Origin of the sequence: Pseudomonas fluorescens (assembly GCF_040448305.1) — a bacterium.
GTDB lineage: Bacteria > Pseudomonadota > Gammaproteobacteria > Pseudomonadales > Pseudomonadaceae > Aquipseudomonas > Aquipseudomonas fluorescens_BH.
In genome coordinates this window covers 1,758,723-1,781,498 of record NZ_CP148752.1, presented here as the reverse complement: position 1 = coordinate 1,781,498, position 22,776 = coordinate 1,758,723, and the positions used below count along the sequence as shown (strand labels likewise).

The 22,776-nt window shown below is 60.7% G+C and carries 24 protein-coding genes, 1 pseudogene and 1 riboswitch; of the genes and pseudogenes, 8 read left to right on the top strand and 17 right to left on the bottom strand.

What is annotated here, in order from left to right:
• Positions 1-136: 136 nt before the first annotated feature.
• The 6 genes from WHX55_RS08105 to cobO are packed head-to-tail and all read right to left on the bottom strand — an operon-like array spanning position 137 to position 6,145.
• The gene (locus tag WHX55_RS08105) at positions 137-1,588 is read right to left on the bottom strand and encodes a cobyric acid synthase (protein WP_353742375.1); all 1,452 of its coding nucleotides are present in this window, start codon (positions 1,586-1,588) and stop codon (positions 137-139) included.
• On the bottom strand, positions 1,585-2,577 hold the full coding sequence (gene cobD, locus WHX55_RS08100; protein WP_353742374.1) for a threonine-phosphate decarboxylase CobD: 993 nt from the start codon (positions 2,575-2,577) through the stop codon (positions 1,585-1,587). Before cobD ends, WHX55_RS08105 begins: the two co-directional genes overlap by 4 nt.
• Positions 2,570-3,478, bottom strand: coding sequence for an adenosylcobinamide-phosphate synthase CbiB (gene cbiB / locus WHX55_RS08095; RefSeq protein ID WP_150724550.1), 909 nt, complete (start codon positions 3,476-3,478; stop codon positions 2,570-2,572). The genes cobD and cbiB overlap by 8 nt, the downstream gene beginning before the upstream one ends.
• Positions 3,475-4,125 carry a 5,6-dimethylbenzimidazole synthase gene (bluB, locus tag WHX55_RS08090; RefSeq protein ID WP_150724549.1) on the bottom strand — a complete coding sequence of 217 codons (651 nt, stop codon included), beginning with the start codon at positions 4,123-4,125 and terminating at the stop codon, positions 3,475-3,477. Before bluB ends, cbiB begins: the two co-directional genes overlap by 4 nt.
• Entirely contained in the window at positions 4,122-5,537 is a 1,416-nt protein-coding gene (locus WHX55_RS08085; protein ID WP_353742373.1) for a cobyrinate a,c-diamide synthase, read from the bottom strand. The genes bluB and WHX55_RS08085 overlap by 4 nt, the downstream gene beginning before the upstream one ends.
• Positions 5,534-6,145 (bottom strand): cob(I)yrinic acid a,c-diamide adenosyltransferase, encoded by a 612-nt coding sequence (gene cobO / locus WHX55_RS08080; protein WP_008049722.1) that lies wholly within the window; start codon positions 6,143-6,145, stop codon positions 5,534-5,536. The genes WHX55_RS08085 and cobO overlap by 4 nt, the downstream gene beginning before the upstream one ends.
• A gap of 81 nt (positions 6,146-6,226) precedes the next feature.
• A riboswitch (cobalamin riboswitch) is annotated at positions 6,227-6,460 on the bottom strand.
• Between the two features lie 153 nt (positions 6,461-6,613).
• Here cobO and WHX55_RS08075 point away from each other — a divergent pair.
• Both WHX55_RS08075 and WHX55_RS08070 read left to right on the top strand, forming a co-directional pair.
• Positions 6,614-7,198 carry a hypothetical protein gene (locus WHX55_RS08075; protein WP_353742372.1) on the top strand — a complete coding sequence of 195 codons (585 nt, stop codon included), beginning with the start codon at positions 6,614-6,616 and terminating at the stop codon, positions 7,196-7,198.
• A gap of 66 nt (positions 7,199-7,264) precedes the next feature.
• The gene (locus WHX55_RS08070; RefSeq protein WP_353742371.1) at positions 7,265-8,578 is read left to right on the top strand and encodes a sorbosone dehydrogenase family protein; all 1,314 of its coding nucleotides are present in this window, start codon (positions 7,265-7,267) and stop codon (positions 8,576-8,578) included.
• Positions 8,579-8,684: 106 nt separating this feature from the next.
• Here WHX55_RS08070 and WHX55_RS08065 read toward each other — a convergent pair whose 3' ends face one another.
• The 6 genes from WHX55_RS08065 to WHX55_RS08040 all read right to left on the bottom strand — a co-directional run bounded on the left by WHX55_RS08065 (position 8,685) and on the right by WHX55_RS08040 (position 14,020).
• Positions 8,685-9,347 (bottom strand): class I SAM-dependent methyltransferase, encoded by a 663-nt coding sequence (locus tag WHX55_RS08065; protein WP_353742370.1) that lies wholly within the window; start codon positions 9,345-9,347, stop codon positions 8,685-8,687.
• An 18-nt stretch (positions 9,348-9,365) separates the two neighbouring features.
• On the bottom strand, positions 9,366-9,902 hold the full coding sequence (locus tag WHX55_RS08060) for a C40 family peptidase (protein WP_150753377.1): 537 nt from the start codon (positions 9,900-9,902) through the stop codon (positions 9,366-9,368).
• Between the two features lie 165 nt (positions 9,903-10,067).
• Positions 10,068-10,700, bottom strand: coding sequence for an NlpC/P60 family protein (locus tag WHX55_RS08055; RefSeq protein ID WP_008017885.1), 633 nt, complete (start codon positions 10,698-10,700; stop codon positions 10,068-10,070).
• A gap of 222 nt (positions 10,701-10,922) precedes the next feature.
• Positions 10,923-11,627 (bottom strand): DnaA regulatory inactivator Hda, encoded by a 705-nt coding sequence (gene hda / locus WHX55_RS08050; protein ID WP_007984552.1) that lies wholly within the window; start codon positions 11,625-11,627, stop codon positions 10,923-10,925.
• Between the two features lie 230 nt (positions 11,628-11,857).
• The gene (locus tag WHX55_RS08045) at positions 11,858-12,931 is read right to left on the bottom strand and encodes an AI-2E family transporter (protein ID WP_353742369.1); all 1,074 of its coding nucleotides are present in this window, start codon (positions 12,929-12,931) and stop codon (positions 11,858-11,860) included.
• A 36-nt stretch (positions 12,932-12,967) separates the two neighbouring features.
• Positions 12,968-14,020, bottom strand: coding sequence for a DUF2066 domain-containing protein (locus WHX55_RS08040; protein WP_150724542.1), 1,053 nt, complete (start codon positions 14,018-14,020; stop codon positions 12,968-12,970).
• A gap of 386 nt (positions 14,021-14,406) precedes the next feature.
• Here WHX55_RS08040 and purM point away from each other — a divergent pair, with 386 nt between their 5' ends.
• The 5 genes from purM (at position 14,407) to WHX55_RS08015 (ending at position 18,319) form a co-directional block, all read left to right on the top strand.
• Positions 14,407-15,465 carry a phosphoribosylformylglycinamidine cyclo-ligase gene (gene purM, locus WHX55_RS08035; RefSeq protein ID WP_007977543.1) on the top strand — a complete coding sequence of 353 codons (1,059 nt, stop codon included), beginning with the start codon at positions 14,407-14,409 and terminating at the stop codon, positions 15,463-15,465.
• Complete coding sequence (purN, locus tag WHX55_RS08030; protein WP_150724541.1) at positions 15,465-16,115, top strand: phosphoribosylglycinamide formyltransferase; 651 nt, start codon at positions 15,465-15,467, stop codon at positions 16,113-16,115. The genes purM and purN overlap by 1 nt, the downstream gene beginning before the upstream one ends.
• An 8-nt stretch (positions 16,116-16,123) precedes the next feature.
• Positions 16,124-16,837 carry a DUF3108 domain-containing protein gene (locus tag WHX55_RS08025; protein WP_150724540.1) on the top strand — a complete coding sequence of 238 codons (714 nt, stop codon included), beginning with the start codon at positions 16,124-16,126 and terminating at the stop codon, positions 16,835-16,837.
• Positions 16,838-16,979: 142 nt separating this feature from the next.
• Entirely contained in the window at positions 16,980-17,396 is a 417-nt protein-coding gene (locus tag WHX55_RS08020; RefSeq protein ID WP_353742368.1) for an OsmC family protein, read from the top strand.
• 62 nt (positions 17,397-17,458) lie between these two features.
• Complete coding sequence (locus WHX55_RS08015) at positions 17,459-18,319, top strand: pirin family protein (protein WP_353742367.1); 861 nt, start codon at positions 17,459-17,461, stop codon at positions 18,317-18,319.
• 133 nt (positions 18,320-18,452) lie between these two features.
• Here WHX55_RS08015 and WHX55_RS08010 read toward each other — a convergent pair whose 3' ends face one another.
• The 4 genes from WHX55_RS08010 to WHX55_RS07995 all read right to left on the bottom strand — a co-directional run bounded on the left by WHX55_RS08010 (position 18,453) and on the right by WHX55_RS07995 (position 22,159).
• Positions 18,453-19,181 carry a dienelactone hydrolase family protein gene (locus WHX55_RS08010; RefSeq protein WP_353742366.1) on the bottom strand — a complete coding sequence of 243 codons (729 nt, stop codon included), beginning with the start codon at positions 19,179-19,181 and terminating at the stop codon, positions 18,453-18,455.
• 66 nt (positions 19,182-19,247) lie between these two features.
• On the bottom strand, positions 19,248-21,152 hold the full coding sequence (gene htpG, locus WHX55_RS08005; RefSeq protein WP_353742365.1) for a molecular chaperone HtpG: 1,905 nt from the start codon (positions 21,150-21,152) through the stop codon (positions 19,248-19,250).
• A gap of 81 nt (positions 21,153-21,233) precedes the next feature.
• Complete coding sequence (locus tag WHX55_RS08000) at positions 21,234-21,686, bottom strand: PaaI family thioesterase (RefSeq protein ID WP_150724535.1); 453 nt, start codon at positions 21,684-21,686, stop codon at positions 21,234-21,236.
• Entirely contained in the window at positions 21,683-22,159 is a 477-nt protein-coding gene (locus WHX55_RS07995) for a PaaI family thioesterase (protein ID WP_150724534.1), read from the bottom strand. The genes WHX55_RS08000 and WHX55_RS07995 overlap by 4 nt, the downstream gene beginning before the upstream one ends.
• Positions 22,160-22,317: 158 nt before the next feature.
• Between WHX55_RS07995 and WHX55_RS07990 the strand changes: the two genes are divergently transcribed.
• A complete protein-coding gene (locus WHX55_RS07990; RefSeq protein ID WP_223447833.1) occupies positions 22,318-22,587 on the top strand; it encodes a hypothetical protein in 270 nt (89 codons plus the stop codon).
• A gap of 64 nt (positions 22,588-22,651) precedes the next feature.
• On the opposite strand, the pseudogene WHX55_RS07985 reads toward WHX55_RS07990, so the two are convergent.
• Positions 22,652-22,768: pseudogene (locus WHX55_RS07985) on the bottom strand (MAPEG family protein); the annotation flags it as partial.
• Positions 22,769-22,776 lie beyond the last annotated feature (8 nt).

Below are 22,776 nucleotides of genomic sequence, written 5' to 3'. Positions count from 1 at the left end.
GAAATCTTCGGTGAGGCGACTGGCCCCTTCGCGGGCAAGCCCGCTCCCACAGGGTTACGAGGTTTACTCAAATTTCCTGATCAACCCAAATCTCTGTGGGAGCGGGCTTGCCCGCGATGAGGCCATGGCAGGCGCCTTATATCCCACAGAGCTGCCGCAACAACCCGGTATCCAGATGCTTCTCCACCAGATCCGCCAGTCGCTCGATATCACGCTCGCGCAAGCCGTGATAATCCACGTCCTGCACCTCCTGCAAACCCGCCCAGCGCAGCAGCGCACTGCACGCCGCCGGCGATTCGAACAGCCCGTGCAGGTAAGTGCCGAAAATCTGCCCGTCAGCACTTTGCGCACCATCACAGCGGCCGTCATCCAGTTGCACGGCGGCGTTTTCCAGAGCGGGTCCGGTGGTTACTCCGGCATGAATTTCATAACCCGCCACCGGCGCGTCTTCCAGCGCCAGGCGACCACGCACATTGCGCAACTGCTTCTCTTGTTCGAGCTCGGTCTGGAACGCCAGCAGCCCCAAACCGGCACTGGAACCCGGCGCACCTTCGAGGCCCAGCGGGTCATGTACCTGTTCACCAAGCATCTGCAGGCCGCCACAAATCCCCAGCAGTTTCCCGCCGTAACGCAGATGCCGGGCAATGGCGGTGTCCCAGCCGTTGGCCCGCAGGTACGCGAGGTCGCTGCGCACACTTTTCGAGCCGGGAAGGATGATCAGGTCGGCGGACGGAATCGCCTGGCCGGGGCCAATGAATTGCAGGTCCACTTGCGGGTGCAGGCGCAGCGGATCGAAATCGGTGTGATTGCTGATGCGCGGCAGAACCGGCACCACCACCTTCAGCACCTGTTCGGCTTTATCGGCCTGGCGTTGATCGATGCCGTCCTCGGCCTCCAGGTGCAGGTCCATCACGTACGGCAGCACGCCGATCACCGGTTTGCCGGTGCGCTCTTCGAGCCAGTCGAGACCGGGTTGCAGCAACGCGATGTCGCCACGAAAACGATTGATGACGAAGCCTTTGACCCGCGCCTGTTCGCTCGGCGACAGCAGTTCGAGGGTGCCCACCAGATGGGCGAAAACCCCGCCGCGATTGATATCGGCGATCAGCAGCACCGGGCAATCCACCGCTTCGGCAAAGCCCATGTTGGCAATGTCACCGGCGCGCAGATTGATTTCCGCCGGCGAGCCCGCGCCCTCGACCATCACCAGCGGATACGCCGCACTCAAGCGCCCGTGGGAGACCAGCACCGCTTGCATGGCGATGGATTTGTAGTCGTGATAGGCGACGGCATTCATGGTCGTGACGGCGCGGCCATGGATGATCACCTGGGCACCGGTGTCACTGTTGGGCTTGAGCAACACCGGGTTCATGTCGGTGTGCGGCTTAAGGTTCGCGGCCTGGGCCTGTACCGCCTGGGCGCGGCCGATCTCGCCACCGTCGGCGGTCACCGCACTGTTGAGGGCCATGTTCTGCGGCTTGAACGGCACCACCCTGACGCCTTGGCGGGTGGCCCAACGGCACAGCGCGGTGACCAGCGTGCTTTTACCGGCATCCGATGTGGTGCCCTGCACCATCAGCGTGGTCATTGGTTTTCCTTGGCGAAATCTTCGAACGCCTGTGCCAGTCGTACCCAGGCGATTTCGTCACCGGGCAAGCCGAATCGCAGGCTGCTGTTGTGCGTGAACAACCGCAGGAGAATGCCGCGCCGGGCCATGAACTCATGCAGTGCTTCGGCGCGCTCGGTGATCAACCACTGGAACAGCGCACAGCCGCCCTCGGGCTCGAAGCCGTACTGCTCCAGCAACGACGCAAGGCGCTCACTGGCCTCTTCGGTGCGCACCCGTTGCCGCGTATGCCCCTCGGTATCGCGCAGGCAGGCCTGGCCCACTACCCGGGTTGCCCCGCTCACGGCCCAGGGCCCCACTTGTTCAGCCAGCAACTTGAGTAACTTGCGCTCGGCCAGTACAAACCCCAGGCGCACACCGGCCAGGCCGAAAAACTTGCCAAAGGAGCGCAAGACGATCAGCCCGACTTGATGGGCAAACGGCGCCAGGCTCAGTTGCGGCGTGTTATCCATGAACGCTTCGTCTACCACCAGCCAGCCACCGCGCTGGGCCAGCCGCGCGTGCCAGTCGAGCAGGCGACTGGGGGTGAGGCTCAGGCCTGTGGGGTTATTCGGATTGACCACCACCAGCACATCGAAACTGTCGATAAAGAAGTCGACTTCCTGCTCCAGCACTTCACGCACGATGTAGCCGTTGCGACGCCACGCCTCGGCGTGCTCGGCATAACAGGGTGACAGCACGCCGACCTTGCCCGCCCGACGCAATCGCGGCAGCAGTTGAATCGCCATTTGCGAGCCGGCCACCGGCAATACCTGCAAGGTGCCGTAGTAATCGCAGGCGGCCTGCTCCAGACCGTCGTCCGTCTCCGGCAAACGGGCCCAGGCCCGCAGCGGAATATCCGGCACCGGGAACGGCCAGGGCGCAAGGCCCGTGGACAGGTCCAGCCAGTCGGCTTCATCTATGCCGTATTCGAGCGCCGCCTTGCGCAATCGCCCACCGTGCTCAAGCATAAAATTCGGCCCCCAGGCAGAGAATCAGCAGCCACAACCATACCCCGCGCTGGACCAATTGCCAGCCCCGGTCAATGGAGTCGGCATCCGCCGGCACGCCTTCGCCCAACTGTGGACGCTGATGCAGTTCGCCGTGATAAATCGCCGCCCCGCCCAATTCGACGCCAAGGGCACCCGCCCCTGCCGCCATCACCGGACCGGCGTTCGGGCTGTCCCAGGTCGGACCCTGGGTGCGCCAGCATTTCAACGCCAACCGGGTTTTGCCCAGCAACGCGTAAGTCAGTGCCACCAGGCGCGCAGGAATGTAATTGAGCACGTCGTCGACCTTCGCCGCCGCCCAGCCGAACCGTTCGAAGCGCTCATTGCGATAGCCCCACATCGCATCCAGCGTATTGCTCAGACGATAGAGCACCACGCCCGGCGCGCCCGCCACGGCAAACCAGAACAACGCCGCAAATACTGCATCGCTACCGTTCTCCAGTACCGACTCGGTAGCGGCCCGGGCGACTTCGGTCTCATCCAGATCACTGGTTTTACGGCTGACCAGATAGCTCACGCGTTTGCGTGCTTCATCAAGATCACCGCCACGCAGGGCCTTGGCCACAGGCGTGACATGCTCACCGAGGCTGCGCATGCCGAGGGCGCAATAGAGCGCGAGGATCTCGACGATCCAGCCGACATAGGGCGCCCAGGAGAATGCCGTGGCCAACAGCGTCAGCGGCAACACGGCGATCACCCACGCGGTGACGCCATGACTGCGCCAGCCGCGACCGCCGCCGTTGAAACGTTGCTCGATGCGCTCGGCAAAACGGCCGAACGCCACCAGCGGATGCCAGCGTTTGGGTTCACCCAGCAGCGCATCCAGCGCAACCGCGGCGACACTCAACAACGCCACACTCATTGACTCACTCCCCAATAGTTTTCATACAGCAATTCATGTAGCGGACGCGCCTGTGCCCAGCCTTCGAGCACCAGCATCGGCGCCGGGTAGAACTCCCTCACCGGTCCCAGGCACAGCACCGCCAGTGGCTTGGCTCCCGGTGGCAGCCTCAACAGGTCCGCCAGTGCCTGTGGTTCGAACAGCGACACCCAGCCCATGCCCAGCCCTTCGGCGCGGGACGCCAGCCACAGGTTCTGGATCGCACAGGACAAAGAAGCCATGTCCATTTCCGGTAAGGTGCGGCGACCGAAGATATGCTGCTCGCGGTCGTCCATCAGTGCCGCGACCAGAACCTCGGCGCAATCATTGATGCCTTCGACCTTGAGCTTCATGAACTCATCGCTGCGCTCGCCGAGGGCTTCGGCGGTGCGGATGCGTTCTTCTTCCACCAGGGCCTGGATTTGCCCGCGCAAGGCGCGATCACTGATGCGGATGAAGCGCCAGGGTTGCATCAGGCCGACACTGGGAGCCTGGTGTGCGGCTTCGAGCAGGCGCCGCAGCAATTCGGGCTCGACGGTGCCGCCGCTGAAGTGGCGCATGTCGCGGCGCTCGGCGATGGCGCGATAGACCGCTGCGCGTTCGGCTTCGGAAAATGCGTTGTCGCTCATGGCCGCTTCGCGAGCAGGCTCGCTCCCACAGGGGATTCCGTTTCTTCAGGCAACTCACCATCAAATGTGGGAGCGACGGTGCGGCGATCCGACCTGCTCGCGAAAGCGGTCCCACGATCTGGCGCAAACAGCGCGGCTATCGCCGAAGGGTTCGACGGAAAATAAAAGTGCACATAGGAGGCAGTCATCCGCCCATCACGGTAGACCGCCTCCGCTCCGCGCCCGCCGTTAGGGCTCAAGCCACGGGCAATCGGCGCCAGTTCAGTGGTGGTCAACGAATGGTGATAGGTGTGCCCGCGCAGCAAACCTTCCGGCAATTCCACCGCTTGCAACGCCAGCGCTGCCAGACGCTTTTGCATCACCGCATCACCGGCCAGCAAGCCAACCAGTTCGGCGCGAGTGCCCTCGACATCAGTCAGGGAGTCGAGCAGATACAGCATGCCGCCACACTCGGCGAGCAAGGGTTTGCCTGCCCGGTGGTGGGCGCGGATCGCGTCGAGCATCGCGGTGTTTTGCGCCAGCGCGACATGGTGCAGCTCCGGGTAACCGCCCGGCAGATACAGGCTGTCCGCTTCCGGCAACGCTCGGTCGCGGATCGGCGAGAAGAACGACAACTCGGCACCCATCGCCCGCAGCAGATCCAGGCTCGCGCCGTAGGTGAACGCAAAGGCTTCATCACGGGCGACCGCAATGCGCACACCCGCCAGCAGCGGCTCGACCGCGATGACATCAGGGGCGGCGAACTCGACCGTCGGCGGCAGCGCGACCTCGCAACTGCTGGCCAGGGCATCGGCTGCCGCATCGAGGCGCAGGTCGAGATCGTTCAACTCACTGGCCTGCACCAGCCCCAGGTGCCGGCTCGGCAATTCGATCCCGGTTTCCCGGGACAGCGCGCCGTACCAGCGCAAGCCTTCTGTCAGGCTGCCTTCGAGCAGTTGCGCGTGGCGCAGCGTGCCGACACGATTGGCCAGCACGCCGGCGAATGGCAAGTCCGGCTGATAACGCGCCAGCCCCAGAGCCAATGCGCCGAAGGTCTGGGCCATGGCGGTGCCATCGATCACCCCCAGCACCGGCACACCGAAATGCCGCGCCAGATCGGCGCTCGACGGCGTACCGTCGAACAGCCCCATGACGCCTTCGATCAGGATCAGATCCGCTTCAGCAGCGGCTTCCCACAGCAACCGGCGACTCTCCTGCTCGCCGACCATCCACATGTCCAGCTGATACACCGGCGCACCACTGGCGCGTTCGAGAATCATCGGATCGAGAAAGTCGGGGCCGCACTTGAACACACGGACCTTGCGCCCCTGATTGCGATGCAATCGGGCCAGTGCCGCGGTGACGGTGGTCTTGCCCTGGCCGGAAGCCGGCGCGGCAATCAGTACCGCCGGACAGTGCCGAGGCTGACTCACAATTCGACGCCTTTCTGCGCTTTGATCCCGGCTTGAAAGGCGTGTTTGATCACGCCCATTTCGGTGACGGTGTCAGCCATCTCGATCATTTCCGGCTTGGCGGCACGACCGGTGACCACCACGTGTTGCATCGGTGGTCGGGCCTGCAAGTCGCTGAGCACTTGATCGAGATCGAGGTAGCCGTGCTTGAGGGCGATGTTCAGTTCATCCAGCACCACCAGACCGATGGATGGATCGCGCAGCAGTTCCCGGGACACCGCCCAGGCGGCTTCGGCGGCGGCGATGTCGCGCTGGCGGTCCTGGGTTTCCCAGGTAAAACCTTCACCCATCACATGAAAACGCACCTGCTCGGGAAAGCGCCGGAAGAACAACTCTTCGCCCGTGCTGTTGCGGCCCTTGATGAACTGCACTACGCCGCACTGCATGCCGTGCCCCATGGCGCGGGCAAGCATGCCGAAGGCCGAACTGCTCTTGCCCTTGCCGTTGCCGGTCAGCACCAGCAGCAGGCCACACTCGTTCGGGGAATTGGCGATGCGCTCGTCGATCACGGCTTTTTTGCGCTGCATGCGCGCCAGGTGGCGTTCGTCACGATCGGGGGTATCAGTCATGGGGGAGCTCTCCGTTGAGGCAGGAATAACGGCGGGCAGGCACAAGAATAGAAGGCAAAAAGCCTGGCATCGCCCACCGTGATGCCGCTGGATGAATCAGGCCGGTCTCCGGGCTCATGAGTGGCGCGGGGCCGGACCGTGCGCCTTCCCGCATCAAATCGACACAGTGGCATCACACACAGTTTTCACTCATTTACCGTTGCGGGGGCAGCGCCGGAATTGCGGGCCTTCGACCAACAGAAGGACTCACTCACCGGCTTCCCTGTTTCACTCTGTCGACCCAAGCCACAGAGCACCTGAAACAAGCCGCGAAGGTTAGAGGGTTGGGGGTGGAGCGTCAATTAAAGCCGGGAGGCGATCGACCGAATAGCTGCCGTCAATCAATAAACTGACGTCAATCTTGTGCCACGCTCTCAGCAGTGATATCAAAGAGCCACAACCTCACAACACAACAACAAGGGTGAGCCCATGCAAGGCATGATCATCAGCAATCCAAAGCTGGAATTCCTGCGCCCGGTGCTCGAGCGCTGGTTCGAATGCATCGACCGTTACAACGCCGTCCGCGGTGATGGCGACACACCGTACTGGCACGACGAAAAGGCCAATCTCGGACTGCTGTCTGCCGCCGCCTGGATGGCCGAGATGGTCACGCTGCAACAAACGCCCACCCGTAAGCAGACCGAAGAAGGCGAACGCAACAGCCGCGCCGACCTGCTCCTGGCCTCGCCCGAAACCCGCGCCTACATCCAGACCAGCCAGCGCTGGCCACGGGTCAACAGCCTCAACCTGTCCCAGGCCTTGCTCGACATCGCCAGCGATGCGAAGCGCCTGAGCCACGCCAGCGACCTGAAACTCGGCTGCCTGTTCGTCGCCCCGCAAAAAGCCCAGCAGGGCGCCACACCGGAAGAACTCCAGGACATGGTCGACGACCTGCAAAAGGAACACAGCTGCGCTGTCGCCTGGTATTTCCCTTATGCCTACCGCAAGTTGCGCAACGAAGCCGGCAGCTATCACCCCGGCATTGCGGTGCTGTTCAAGGAAGCCCGCGGCTGAGGGTTGAACCATCGCACGACAACCCTTCTCTATGATTAGAACAAGGCACTCATAGGGAAGACCAGCATGCGCACGCCCCCGCTCGTTCTCGTTATCGCGCTTGGCGCAGGACTCGCCGCTTGTGGCGAGACCTCCCGCCTGCAAGTCTCCGACGGTACCGGCCCGTCACCCCGACTACCAGAACCCAACAAGACACTGGTTCCGACCGTAAACATCGCCCCGGCCATCGGCTGGCCACAGGGGGCGAAACCCATCGCCGCCAGGGGCACGCAAGTGGCCGCTTTTGCCGAAGACCTGGATCACCCCCGCTGGCTTTATGTGCTGCCCAATGGCGACGTGTTGGTAGCGGAAACCAGTGCACCACCCAAACCCGAAGACGGTAAAGGCATTCGCGGCTGGGTCATGAAGAAAGTCATGGGCCGCGCCGGGGCCGGTGTGCCCAGCGCCAACCGCATCACCTTGCTGCGCGACAAGGACCACGACGGCGTCGCGGAAACCCGCACGGTGTTTCTGCAAAACCTCAACTCGCCCTTTGGCATGACCCTGGTCGGCAATGACCTGTATGTGGCCGACACTGATCGCCTGCTGCGCTTTCACTATGAAAGTGGCGATACGCAGATCAAGTCGCCGCCGGTTAAAGTGGTCGACTTGCCGGGTGGCCCGCTGAACCATCACTGGACCAAAAACGTCATCGCCAGCAAGGACGGCAGCAAGCTGTACGTCACCGTAGGTTCCAACAGCAACGTCGCCGAAAACGGCATGGACAAGGAAGAAGGTCGCGCGGCGATCTGGGAAGTGGATCGCGCTACGGGCCAGCAGCGGATATTTGCCTCAGGCCTGCGCAACCCCAACGGCATGGCCTGGGAACCGCACAGTGGCGCGTTGTGGACCGCGGTCAACGAACGGGATGAAATCGGCAGTGACCTGGTACCGGACTACATCACCTCGGTGAAAGACGGCGCTTTTTATGGCTGGCCGTACAGTTACTACGGCCAGCATGTCGATATTCGCGTCGAGCCGCAAAACCCGGACCTGGTGGCCAAGGCTATCACCCCGGACTACGCTGTCGGCCCGCACACGGCATCACTGGGCCTGACCTTCGCCGAAAACAGCAAGCTGCCGCCGCCGTTCACCCAAGGGGCATTCATCGGGCAGCACGGCTCATGGAACCGCAACCCCCACAGTGGCTACAAAGTGATTTTCGTGCCATTCAGTGCAGGCAAACCTGTCGGAAAGCCCGTTGAAGTGCTCACAGGTTTTCTCAACGACAAGGAACAGGCCATGGGCCGCCCGGTGGGCGTGGTGATCGACCGGCAGGGCGACCTGTTGGTGGCCGATGATGTGGGGAACAAGGTGTGGCGGGTTTCGGCAGTCAAGTAAGTCACTTGACCTGTGGGAGCGGGCTTGCTCGCGAAGGCGGTGCTTCAGTCAGAATATTAGTCGACTGACAGCCAGCATTCGCGAGCAAGCCCGCTCCCACAGGGGCTCAGTTTTTGCGGCACAGAGTTAAACCATCACCCAACGGCAACAACGACAGATCCAGCCGCACATCATCCTTCAACGCCCGGTTGAGTGCCTGGATCGCCCGGGTGTCCGCGCTCTCGGGGCTGGCCTCAAGCACGCGCCCGCTCCACAGGGTGTTATCGAACACCGCCAGCCCACCGACCCGCAGCAAACGCAGGGCGTGCTCCAGATAAGCCGGGTAGTTGGCCTTGTCGGCATCGATGAACACCAGGTCGTACTGCCCGCCCTGCCCTTGTCGCTCAAGCTCGGCGAGGGTTTCCAGCGCCGGGGCCAGCCGCAGGTCAATCTGCCCGGCCAGCCCCGCTTCTTGCCAGTAGCGCCGTGCGGTGGCGTTGTAGTCGCCGGGGATGTCACAGCAAATCAGCGAACCGTCAGCGGGCAACGCCGCCGCCATGCACAGCGCGCTGTAGCCGGTAAAGGTACCGACCTCGAGCAAACGCCTGGCCCCCGTCAGTTTCACCAGCAAAGCAAGAAACTGCCCCTGCTCAGGCGCCACCTGCCAGCGTGCCATTGGCAGCGCCTGGGTCTCATCGCGCAAGCGCTTGAGCAGTGGCGTTTCGCGCAGGGAAACATCGAGCAGGTATTGGTACAGGTCGTCGTCGAGATTGAGCGTGCGAGCAGTCATGAGCACCAACTCCGGACGTTACGGATTGCGCGCCAGGTGTTCAGGCTGCAGAACACGCTTGGCGCTCAGATAAGCCTTTTGCCAATACGCCTTGGACAGGCTGTCGAGCTTCACGGTGCCGCCGGTGGCCGGCGCGTGGACGAAGCGCCCTTCTCCCACATAGATGCCGGCATGACTGACCTGGGAACCGCCATTGGTGGCGAAGAAAATCAGGTCACCGGTTTGCAGGCCTTCCTTGCCCACATTCGCCGCTTGCATGGAGATCATCTCGCGCGTGGTGCGCGGCAAGGCAATGCCGGTGACATCGCGGTACACGTAGGCGATCAGGCCACTGCAATCAAACCCGGAATCCGGCGTGTTACCACCCCAGCGATAAGGCGTGCCCACCAGACCGAGCGCGCGAAACAGCACGTCTTCCGCTTCGGGTGAAAAAGCTTGTGAGGAGCCAAATACGATGGGAGCGCGAACCACCGGCGCAGGAGGCGGTGTGCGGCTGGCGCAGGCACTGAGCAGCGCTGCGAAGAACATGATTGCGAGGCGGGCCGACGTCGTCATAAGCAGAGCATCCTGATCTGGCTGCGGCTTTTTCTGCGGGGAGCGCAGAAAAGAAAACCGCCTGCGTGGGACGCAGGCGGTTTGCCATCATTCGTAGATCAAGATTCTAGCGGCTACGGGACAAACTTCAAGTAAGACTTTAAGTTCGCCTTACAAAATGTCCGCTTATTTACGTGCAGTGACAATTGGCGACGCATTCGGTGCCATCGCCAGGGCGCGCTTGGCTTCGATGAAGGTCTTGCTCCAGTAGCTGTCACCCAGGCTATCGATCCGTACGCCACCGCTGCGGCGGCTGCTGGAGTGGATGAACTGGTTGTCACCCAGGTAGATCCCGGCATGACTGACGCGACCGCGACGACCGTTGGTCGCGAAGAACAGCAGGTCACCCGGCTCAAGCTTGCTGCGCGAGACCAGCGGAGCGTCCACGTTGATCATTTCGCGGGTGGAGCGAGGCAGGTTCATGCCCGCTTCTTCGCGGAACAGGTAACCGATGAAACCACTGCAATCGAAGCCGGCTTCAGAAGTACCGCCGAAACGGTAACGGGTACCGATCAGGGACATGCCACGTTCGAGGATGCTGTCGGCCAGGACCGGAAGCTGGTAGGACTTGCCGCCAGCGAAGTCTGCGAGTTCTTTTTCGGTAGCCAGTTCTTCCTGAAAGAGAGCGGAAGACTGGGCAGTAACGGAGTTTTGAACCTGTTGTTGCGGAGCTTGCTGAGCCACCGGAGTGTGGGCGGCGCAACCGAACAACAGGGTGACGAGTGCGAGAGGCACGAGGGGTGCGAAGCGATTTAGCATGGGCACGACCGTGGCTGAAAGTTGTAAAGAAGCCGAGACTATGCCCGCTATCAACCTCATTTGCAAATTCTATCGATCTTTTTGTGACTTATCCGTTTCTTGTTTACATCTAAGCGCTTAAGCCTATTTTAAACATACACGCGGCCTGCAACCTTGCAGGAAAGCGGGGTTTCTGGCGTCTGAAATATGCCTGACCGGCTAAAAGCCCCGGATTCAGCAGGGTTACCAGCCGAGGGTTTCTTTCAAAAACGGGATTGTCAGCTTGCGCTGAGCCTGGAGGGAGGCCTGATCGAGACGCTCGAGCAACTCGAACAGCGCACTCATGCTGCGGGTACCGCGAGTCAGAATGAAATGCCCGACTTCATCGGTCAGATGCAGGCCGCGACGGGATGCGCGCAATTGCAAGGCACGCAATTTGTCCTCATCGGACAGCGGGCGCATCTGGAAGATCAAGGCCAGGGTCAGGCGGGATTTGAGATCCGCCAGCTTCACCGGCAACTCCCGAGGGGATGTCGACGCGGCAATCAGCAAGCGCCGGCCGCTGTCGCGCAAGCGATTGAACAGATGGAACAGCGCCTCTTCCCAATCCGCTCGCCCGGCAACCACTTGCAAATCATCCAGGCAGACCAGTTCGTACTGTTCGAGGTTGTCGAGGATTTCGATACCACGATCGAGCAGCTCGGCCAGCGGCAGATACACCGCCGGCTCACCCAATTGCTCGAAGCGCAGGCAGGCGGCCTGCAACAGGTGCGTACGCCCTACCCCGTCCTTGCCCCAAAGGTAGATCAGGCTTTCGGTCCAGCCGGCGTCGGCTTCGCACAGCCGCTCGACATAGCCGAGTGCAGCGGCATTGGCGCCTGGGTAGTAGTTGATAAAGGTGGCGTCGTCACGCAGACGCACACCTAGGGGCAGCTGAATCGGTTTCATGCTGACTGAACAGTTCCAAAGGAACCGTTAGTGGCCTCTGTGTAAAGTTTGCGAAGTTTATACCCGTGAAGCGGACCGCACAATGCGACAGACCACAAGCAAAATCAAAGGTTTGCGTTAATGCACCGGTTTTGTGGCAGATTCTTTGGCGGCGCATGTGACTGTCGCATGAAGCAAGCAGGCTGACCTGGCACGAACCCGGGCAGCCTGCCAACGCCCATCGACACCCCTTACACCTGCGGCTCGTCGACTCCTCCGTAGATTTCCGAATCCTTATACAAATCATGCACATGCCGCACCAGCACCATAATCACCGCGGCGACCGGCAATGCCAGTAGTACACCGGTAAAGCCAAACAGCTCACCACCGGCCAGGATCGAGAAAATCACCGCCACCGGGTGCAGGCCAATCCGGTCACCGACCAGCAAGGGGGTCAGCACCATCCCCTCCAGCGCCTGGCCGACCATGAACACCACGACAATGCCGAGCATCGGGTAAAGATCACCACCGAACTGAAACAACCCCGCAAGCAGCGCCGCACCAATGCCGATGATAAACCCCATGTACGGCACAATCGCCGCCAGGCCGGCAATCAGGCCAATCAGCAAGCCCAATTCCAACCCGACCAGCATCAGGCCTGCCGCGTAGATCACACCCAAGGCCACCATTACCAGCAACTGTCCGCGAACGAACGCTCCGAGTACTTCATGGCATTCACCCGCCAAAGATACCGCGCGCGCTTCACGATCACGGGGCAGCATGCTGCGGACCTTGGCCATCATCAGGTCCCAATCCCGCAACAGGTAGAAGCTCACCACCGGAATCAGCACCAGGTTCGCCAGCCAGCCGATCAGCGCCAGCCCCGAGGCCGTGGCATGACTCAGCACCACGCCGACAACATCAGTGGTCTGACTCATATGCTCGCTGATGGCGGCCTTGAGCTTGTCGAACTTCCAGAAACCGTCCGACAGGCCGAACTTCGATTGCGCCCAGGGCAACGCCGTGTGCTGTAGCCAGTCGAGCATCTGCGGGGCCAGTTCATACAAACGAAACAACTGCCTGGCGAGCAACGGCACCAAGACCAACAGCAGCGCGGTGAAGATCAATGTAAACAGGGTGAACACCGCCACGACGCCCCAGGTTCGAGACAGCCCCGCTTTCTCCAGCCGATCCACCAGCGGGTCGAACAGGTAGGCCAACAGCAGCGCCACCAGGAACGGCGTCAGGATCGAATGCAACAACCAGACAAACGCACACAGCAGGACCACCCCACCGAGCCAGAACCAACGCCGCGTATCGGCCATGAACCACTCCATCGCTTCTATATAAAGAAAGAAAAACTACCAGCGATAACGCAGTTGCGGGATTGGGGCCGGCGCTGCGGCAGGCACCGAACCGCCGATGGCAGGCTGAACAGGCACTACCGGGGCCGGGGCTTGACCCGCCGGTGCTTCCTGGAGCCTCGCCAGCGACAGTTGTGCACGCAACTGATCGACGCTGCCGTTGACCCGATAGAGAATCCGGTCGCCTTCGACACTTTGCACGCGTCCGCCAAATGGTTCCAGCAGACGCCCGAGCGACGCGTAGTGCTCCAGATTCATGCCTTGCACTTCCAGCAGTTGCTCGCTCGAAGCACCGGGTTTGGCGACAAACCGTGGCGCCAGGCGCTCGTTGACCGCCAGCATCACCGCATCGGCCACGGCGGCCTGATCGGCGCCCTGCACACTGCCGGCCTCTTTTTTATCCCCCAGCCACAATTGCCACTTGGCTTGCCACTGTCCGCCCTCTTCCTTGGCGTGTACCGCGAGCAGGGCGTCGGCGTTGTAGCGTTCCGATGCCTCATGCAATGGCGCGGGATCTGCGCCCTCCAGATTCGGCGCGGTCGCGACGATCTGCTCATTCAAATCCGCCAACGGCAAGCGCAATGGCAAGCCCCGGTGCTGGGCAGCCCGACGCAGCGGCGCCGCGCTGGCCTGGCCGTCGCCCACCAGGCTTGAACCCTCGGTGGAATCATTCAACCACCAGCCGAGGATCGACGGCCGATTGGCCCCCCACATGGCCAGGCCGGCGCGGCGCAAGGCCTGCTCAGTGGTGCCCGGGTCGAAATCGACCTTCAGGACTTCCGGCGGCCCGGCCTCAAAGCCGTATTGGCTGATGATCTGTTGCGGGTCTTTGCGAATCGCTGCCAACCCCGGACTTTGAGCAGCCTTGGGGTCGCCGGTCAGGCGCAACACCAATGTGTCCAACGCACGCTGAGTCGCCTGGTCGCGCTCCCCGGGCGACTGGCCATTCACCGGCTCGCGCACCAGGTAAAGGCCTTTGACGGTTTCGGCTTGACTGACCAGGCTGACCACTGACAAACAACTCACAAGCAAGAATTTACAAAAACGCATGGAAGATTCCTGACGACAAGAGCGGCTGGAACAGACCGCATGAAGACGATCGAGCAAGACTGTGACCGTTGCCCGACGCAAAACATTCACACGCTCCGGGTAAGTTTTCGCACTGTCATAACGATAGACGGTTAATCGCGATACCTTATACAGCCATGCAGGATGCCACCGACACCGCGCATTAACGGTTTTTTTTGAACGGATATGGCCCTGCTGTCGGCCTGAGGATGGCCGCTGCGGCTCAAGCCTGATAAAATCGCGCGCCTTCGCAGACCGGCAACAGCCGGGCAGTGTCCGAATAGCGCGCATGGCTCTCGCCTACGCAGTTTCGGCGCTCCCGACGGACTCGGTCGTTACCCAGAAATCCCCCCCTAAAGGCCTGGATCATGAGCAAGCAACCCTCCCTGAGCTACAAGGACGCCGGTGTAGACATCGACGCCGGTGAAGCATTGGTCGAACGCATCAAGAGCGTCGCCAAGCGCACTGCGCGCCCGGAAGTCATGGGCGGCCTGGGCGGTTTCGGCGCCCTCTGCGAAATCCCGGCCGGCTACAAGCAGCCTGTGCTGGTTTCCGGTACTGACGGCGTCGGCACCAAGCTGCGCCTGGCACTGAACCTGAACAAGCACGACAGCATCGGCATCGACCTGGTTGCCATGTGCGTCAACGACCTGGTGGTGTGCGGCGCCGAGCCGCTGTTCTTCCTCGACTACTACGCCACCGGCAAACTGAACGTCGACACCGCTGCCCAGGTTGTGACCGGCATCGGCGCTGGCTGCGAACTGTCGGGCTGCTCGCTGGTTGGCGGCGAAACCGCTGAAATGCCGGGCATGTACGAAGGCGAAGACTACGACCTGGCCGGTTTCTGCGTCGGCGTCGTGGAAAAATCCGAAATCATCGACGGTTCCAAGGTTGCTGCAGGTGATGCCCTGCTCGCCCTGCCGTCTTCCGGCCCGCACTCCAACGGCTACTCGCTGATCCGCAAGATCATCGAAGTGTCCGGCGCCGACATCGAAAACACCCAGCTCGACGGCAAGCCGCTGACCGACCTGCTGATGGCCCCGACCCGCATCTACGTGAAGCCGCTGCTCAAGCTGATCAAGGAAACCGGCGCGGTCAAAGCCATGGCCCACATCACCGGTGGCGGCCTGCTGGACAACATCCCGCGCGTTCTGCCAAAAGGTGCACAAGCCGTGGTTGACGTAGCGAGCTGGACCCGCCCGGCGGTGTTCGACTGGCTGCAAGAGAAAGGCAACGTCGACGAGAACGAAATGCACCGCGTGCTGAACTGCGGCGTGGGCATGGTCATCTGCGTGGCTCAGGAGCACGTTGAAGCCGCCCTGAACGTTCTGCGCGAAGCGGGCGAGCAGCCTTGGGTCATCGGCCAGATCTCCACCGCTGCCGAAGGCGCGGCCCAGGTTGAACTGAAGAACCTCAAGGCTCATTGATGTCTCAGACCTGTGATGTGGTGGTGCTGTTGTCCGGCACCGGCAGTAACTTGCAGGCCCTGATCGACAGCACGCGGACCGGCGACAGCCCGGCCCGCATCGCTGCGGTGATCTCCAACCGCGCCGACGCCTACGGCCTGCAACGCGCCAGGGACGCGGGTATCGACACCCGCTCCCTGGATCACAAGGCTTTCGAAGGTCGCGAGGCCTTCGACGCCGCGCTGATCGAACTGATCGACGCCTTCAATCCCAAACTCGTGGTACTGGCCGGATTCATGCGCATTCTCAGCGCTGGTTTCGTACGCCACTATCAGGGTCGCCTGCTCAATATCCACCCCTCGCTGCTACCCAAATACAAAGGGTTACACACTCATGAGCGCGCGCTGGAGGCGGGCGACACCGAGCACGGCTGCTCCGTGCACTTCGTCACCGAGGAACTCGATGGCGGACCACTGGTCGTACAGGCTGTAATACCGGTAGAGTTACAGGATTCGCCGCAGAGTCTGGCGCAACGGATCCATGTTCAGGAACACCTGATCTACCCGATGGCCGTACGTTGGTTTGCCGAAGGTCGTCTGGCCCTCGGCGAGCAAGGTGCTTTACTGGATGGACAGTTACTCGCGGCCAGCGGCCACTTGATTCGAAACTAGGAGATTTTATGCGTCGCGCCCTGCTCTTCGCTTGCGCTCTGCTCGCCTTGCCCCTCGCCCAGGCGACAGACCTTCAACCTTTCTCCGCCAGCTACACCGCCGATTGGAAACAGCTGCCCATGAGTGGCACTGCCGAGCGCAGCCTCGAAAAAACCAGCGACGGCAAATGGAAACTGAGTTTCAAGGCATCGATGATGATCGCCAGCCTGTCCGAGGAAAGCACCCTGACGGTGGACAAGGACACGCTTCTTCCAGAGTCCTATCACTTTGAACGTGGTGGTTTGGGCAAGGCCAAGAAAGCGGATCTGGATTTCGACTGGAACACCAAGATGATCACCGGCACCGATCGCGGTGACGCCGTCAAGCTCCCCCTCAACCGCGGCATGGTCGACAAATCCACCTATCAGTTGGCGCTGCAACACGATGTCGCCGCTGGCAAAAAGACCATGAGCTATCAAGTGGTCGATGGCGGTGAAGTCGACACCTACGACTTCCGCGTGCTGGGCTCGGAAAAAGTCGACACCAAGGCCGGTCAGATCGAAGCGATCAAGGTTGAGCGCGTGCGCGACCCGACGCAAAGCAAACGCATCACCGTGATGTGGTTCGCCAAGGACTGGGATTACCTGCTGGTCCGCCTGCAACAAGTCGAAACTGACGGCAAGGAGTACAACATCATGCTCCTGAACGGCACGGTCAACGGCAAGGAAGTCAAAGGCAGCTGATCCGGATCGATACCATGAAGCCCCGCCATTGCGGGGCTTTTTTGTGGGCTCGAAAATTGGAACACCCGACAAGCGCGACAGCTCTATACCTTCAAGGTCTTTTTTGATCGAATGAGTTTTCCTGTCGCCTGCGAGGTTTGCCATGACCGTTACCGTCAACACCGTTTCAGCTGAAGGTTATCGCCACAGCGTACAAATCGATGACCATGAACTCTTCGCCGACGTGCCCGTCACGGCGGGTGGAGAAGGTTCGGCGCCAGAGCCGCACGATTATTTCGATGCCGCGCTGGGTGCCTGCAAAGCCCTGACCCTGAAGCTGTATGCCAGGAAGAAGGACATCCCGCTGACCGGTGTCGGCGTCGAGGTCAAGCGCGACAACAGCCTGGAACAGAAAGGCCAGTACGCGCTGCACGTCAAACTGACCCTCAAGGGCGTACTCACCGACGCCCAGCGCGATGAACTGCACCGCGTGGCCGATCGCTGCCCGATCCACAAGCTGATGACCACCTCTGAAGTCAGCATCGAAACGCATTTGTCCGAAGGCGCGTTCTGCCAATAGCGGCAAGGGCTGCGCAAGCGGGTTATGCTCGAACGCATCACCCGCTCAGCCTGGAACGCACCATGAACACTCCGCTCGTGATCCGCCCCCGCACCGAAGATGTCGAAGGCCAGCCGATTCTCCGCCCGCTGCCATCCGCCAAGTGCCGCAGCGTCGGGCCATTCGTGTTTTTCGACCACATGCTGGAGACCCGTTATCCACCGGGCAAAGGCATGAACATCCGCCAACATCCGCACATTGGCCTGTCCACCCTCACCTACTTGTTCCAGGGGCAGATCCAGCACAAGGACAGCCTCGGTTCCGATCAAGTGGTCGGGACTGGCGACGCCAGCTGGATGACGGCCGGCAGTGCCATTGCCCACGTCGAACGCACGCCAGAGGCCCTGAGAGAAAGCGGCTTCACCATGCACGGCTTGCAGATCTGGTTGGCCTCACCCAAGGATAAAGAACAAGGTCCAGGGCATTACAGCCACCATCCGGCGTCCACATTGCCGGTCAGCGAAAACCTGGGGGTGAAGATTCGCATGATTGCCGGGTCTGGCTTTTGCCTGGAATCACCCGTGCCGGTGCTTTCTCCTACGCTGTACGCGGAACTGCACCTGCAAACGGCGACGACATTGCTCATCCCCACCGAGTATGAAGAACGTGCGCTGTATGTGTTGAGCGGCGAAGTGCAACTGGATGGCGAGCCGATAGAGCCGTACTCGCTGGTGGTACTGCCTGCCGGGGAAGAGATGACCCTGTTTGCTGAAAGCGACAGTCACGCCGTGTTGTTCGGCGGTGCTCCGCTGGACGGGCCACGGCGAATCAACTGGAACTTTGTCGCGAGCGATCCGGCGGCGATTGATGAAGCGCGGCGGCGCTGGGCGGCCGGGGACTGGCCGACGGTGCCGGGGGAAGTTGAGAGGATCGAATTGCCTTGAATTCTTCGGTGTCCGCTATACCGCCATCGCGAGCAGGCTCGCTCCCACAGGGGAAAAGCATTCCAATGTGGGAGCGAGCCTGCTCGCGAAGAGGCCCTATCAGACACCTGATCAGTCAGTGTCTGAAACAGGATCAACCCTTGAACACTTCATCCAGCAAGTTATGCATCGACGTGAAGGCCCGAGCAGCGACCTTGGCGTCATACATCATCATGCCCGGCACCTTGGCATGCGGGTCGGTGAACGAGTGGAACGCACCGCCGTAGCTCAGCAACTGCCAATCCACACCCGCCGCGTTCATTTCATCTTCGAACGCCGGCAACTGCTCTTTCGGCACCAATGGATCGGAAGCACCGTGCAGCACCAGGACCTTACCCTTGATGTTTTTCGCATCGGCCGGATTCGGTGTGTCCAGCGTGCCGTGGAACGATACCGCCGCTTTCACTGGTGCGCCGGTACGGGCGAACTCCAGGGCGCAGCAACCGCCGAAGCAGAAACCGAAAGTGGCCAGTTTCGAAGTATCGACAGCTACTTCACCCTGGCTTTGCAGCTGTTCGAATGCCACCTGCATGCGCTTGCGCAACAGTGGGCGGTCATTCTTCAACGGCATCATTGCCGCGCCGGCCTCGTCATTGTTCGTCGGACGAACCGATTGACCATAAAGGTCTGCGATCAACACCACATAACCCTTGGAGGCCACCGACCTGGCGATCTCCTCGGCACCGGCGCTGACGCCCATCCAGTTCGGCGCCATCAACAAACCCGGGCGCGGGCCTTTATGGTCGGCATCGAAGGCCAGACGGCTTTCGTAAGCCTGGCCGTCAATCTGATAGGCAACGGAACGTACAGTGATTTGACTCATTTCTGACTCCTGATGGTTAAACCCGAGAAAGAAAAAACCCGCCGAAGCGGGTTTTCTGCAACTTAGTTAAGCCGACAACTCAACCAATAGCTTGTTCAGACGGCGCACATAGGCCGCCGGATCTTTCAAGCTGTCGCCGGCCGCCAGGGCCGCCTGATCGAAGAGGATGTGCGACAGGTCGCCGAAGCGCTCGTCGCTCTGCTCGTTGTCGAGCTTCTCGATCAGCGGGTGAGCCGGGTTGAATTCGAAAATCGGCTTCGAATCCGGAACCTTCTGGCCGCTGGCTTCCAGGATCTGGCGCATCTGCAAGCCCAGGTCCTGCTCGCCGATGGCCAGGATCGCCGGCGAATCGGTCAGGCGATGGGACACCCGAACTTCTGCAACGGATTCGCCCAGCGCGGTCTTCAGACGCTCGACCAGACCTTCTTTGGCCTTGGCGACTTCTTCCGCGGCCTTCTTGTCCTCTTCCGAGTCCAGGTTGCCCAGGTCCAGATCACCGCGCGCCACGTCGACGAAGCTTTTGCCGTCGAAGTCGCTGAGGTAGCTCATCAACCACTCGTCGATGCGGTCGGTCAGCAGCAGCACTTCGATGCCTTTCTTGCGGAAGACTTCCAGGTGCGGGCTGTTTTTGACCTGCGCGTAGGTTTCGCCGGTCAGGTAGTAAATCCTGTCCTGACCTTCCTTGGCGCGCGCCAGGTACTCGGCCAGGCCAACAACCTGCTCGCCATCGTCGCCGTGGGTCGATGCGAAACGCAGCAGGCCGGCGATTTTTTCCTTGTTGGCGAAATCCTCTGCCGGGCCTTCTTTCATGACCTGACCGAAGTTTTTCCAGAAGCCCTTGTATTGCTCAGGCTCGTTCTTCGCCAGTTTTTCCAGCATGTCCAGGACGCGCTTGGTCAACGCCGACTTCATCGAGTCGATGATCGGGTCTTTCTGCAGGATTTCCCGCGACACGTTCAGCGACAGGTCGTTGGAGTCGACCACGCCCTTGATGAAGCGCAGGTACAGCGGCAGGAACGACTCGGCCTGGTCCATGACGAACACGCGCTGCACGTACAGTTTCAGGCCTTTCGGCGCTTCACGCTGGTACAGGTCGAACGGCGCACGGGTCGGCACGTACAGCAGCGAGCTGTATTCGAGCTTGCCTTCGACCTTGTTGTGGCTCCAGCTCAGCGGGTTTTCGAAATCGTGAGCGATGTGCTTGTAGAACTCCTGGTATTCCTCGTCCTTGATCTCGGTACGCGGACGGGTCCACAGGGCGCTGGCGCGGTTGACGGTTTCCCACTCAACGGCCGGCTGCTCTTCGCCTTCGGTAGCGACCACTTCTTTCGGCAGCTCGATCGGCAAGGCGATGTGGTCGGAGTACTTCTTGATGATGTTGCGCAGGCGCCAGCCATCGGCGAACTCGTCTTCACCGGATTTGAGGTGCAGGACGATGCGAGTGCCGCGCTCGGCCTTGTCGATGGTCGCCACTTCGAAGTCACCTTCGCCCTTGGACGACCAGTGCACGCCTTCGCTGGCAGCGCTGCCGGCACGACGACTGAACACATCGACTTTGTCAGCGACGATGAATGCGGAGTAGAAACCGACACCGAACTGACCGATCAGGTGCGAGTCTTTCTTCTGGTCGCCGCTCAGGTGCTTCATGAAATCGGCGGTGCCGGACTTGGCGATGGTACCCAGGTGGGTGATCGCGTCTTCGCGGCTCATGCCGATACCGTTGTCTTCGAGGGTGACGGTTTTAGCGTCCTTGTCGAAGCTCACGCGGATTTTCAGTTCGGCGCCACCTTCCAGCAACTCTGGCTTGGCCAGGGCTTCGAAACGTAATTTGTCGACAGCGTCAGAGGCGTTCGAGATCAATTCGCGAAGGAAAATTTCCTTGTTGGAATACAGCGAATGGATCATGAGATGCAGCAGCTGCTTCACCTCGGTCTGGAAGCCCAGGGTTTCCTTTTGAGTTTCCACACTCATGGTCATCAAACTCCAATCAGATGGCATAAGCCGCGACCTTGAGGGTCGACGGCGGGTTGTCCTCAGAGTTTGGGGCACCGTTCAGGATTTCAAGGGCTCTTCGAGTTTGAAATGTGCACGAGCCGTGGCAATGGGTTCGGATTCAGTACTTTGCCAGGCGGTAATCGCCACATTGGCGACCCGGCGACCCTGGCGCCAGACCTGGCATCGGGCCCAGGTATCGCGAAACTGCCCGGCTCGCAGGTAATCCAGGGAGAAGTCGATGATCTTCGGCACCCCGGGCGATCCGGTAAACACCAACAGGTGCAGCGCCGCGGCCAATTCCATGAAACCGGCGATCACACCGCCATGAATCGCTGGCAACAAAGGGTTACCAATGTTGTCCTTGTTCGCTGGCAGCTTGAACAGCAACTCATCTCCCACCCGTGAACATTCGACGCCGATCAGCCGGGCATAGGGAATCAAATCCAGCAGTGAGGCGTAATCGCCCTGCTCGTGGGCCTTTTGCAATTGATCCTTCAGCGACTCGCTCATTGCGCACCTCCGGCAACCGCGCCACCAAAGCCCTTGGTGCCTTTGATGCCCTTGCCCATGCGCATGAAAGTACCCATCACATGGGCAATGGGTTGCCCGGGGTCATCCTGATAGGCGAAGCCACGGGCAAAAATCACGTCGGTGGTGACCCGATAGCACTGGGCAAAGCCGTAGACATCCTTATGTGGCTCGGCGGCGTGCATGTAGTCGATGCGCAGGTCGAGGGTCGGGCAGACTTCGAATTCCGGGAGCACACAGAGGGTCGCCATGCCACAGGCGGTGTCCATCAGCGAGGTCAGCGCCCCGCCATGAATCACGCCGGTTTCGGGATTGCCGACAATCTGCGGGCTATACGGCAGCACAATCGTCAGTCCTTCGTTGCTGGCGCTGTGAACGCTTAGTCCAAGTACCTGACAATGTCGCAGCGCCGACAGAAAACGCATCGCACGCTCAAAAACGGGGTTTTCAGCCATTTGATAAAAGCTCTTGTTTATGTCCGAACAGTGCAGTGGCGGTACAGGTAAAAGTTCCGCACTAGAACAAACTTATATATCTGAAAGAATTAAGGAACTTAACCCTGATGCCTGGGCTCTTAATGCCAGTAGATGCTTTTCATCAGGAGAAACACCCCATGCGTAAGACTTTAGCTATTGCCTTGATGTTGACCGCTTCCCTCGGTCTCGCTGCCTGCGATAAAAAATCCGAGGACAAAGCTCAAGATGCTAACCAAAATGCTGAGCAAGCCCAGCAAAAAATGAACGAAGCTCAGGATAAAGTGAACGACGCAGCGAAAGAAAACGCCGAAGCCGCCAAAGATCAGGCCGCTCCGGCCGCTCCGGCTGCTCCAGCTGCTCCGGCTGCTCCGGCTGCTCCGGCGGCTCCGGAAGCACCTAAGAACTAAGATTTTTAGAGTGGCAAAAGAAAACCCGCCAAGTGCGGGTTTTCTTTTGCCTTGAAAAAAGCGGTTAGAGCAAAAACGTTCGAAAAGTCGGACTAATCATCAACAACAGCGAACAGATTAATCCCACCAGCCAAACCAGACTGCGCTACCGAGCCAGCCCCTTCCAGTAACACACCGGATAGCCAGCGC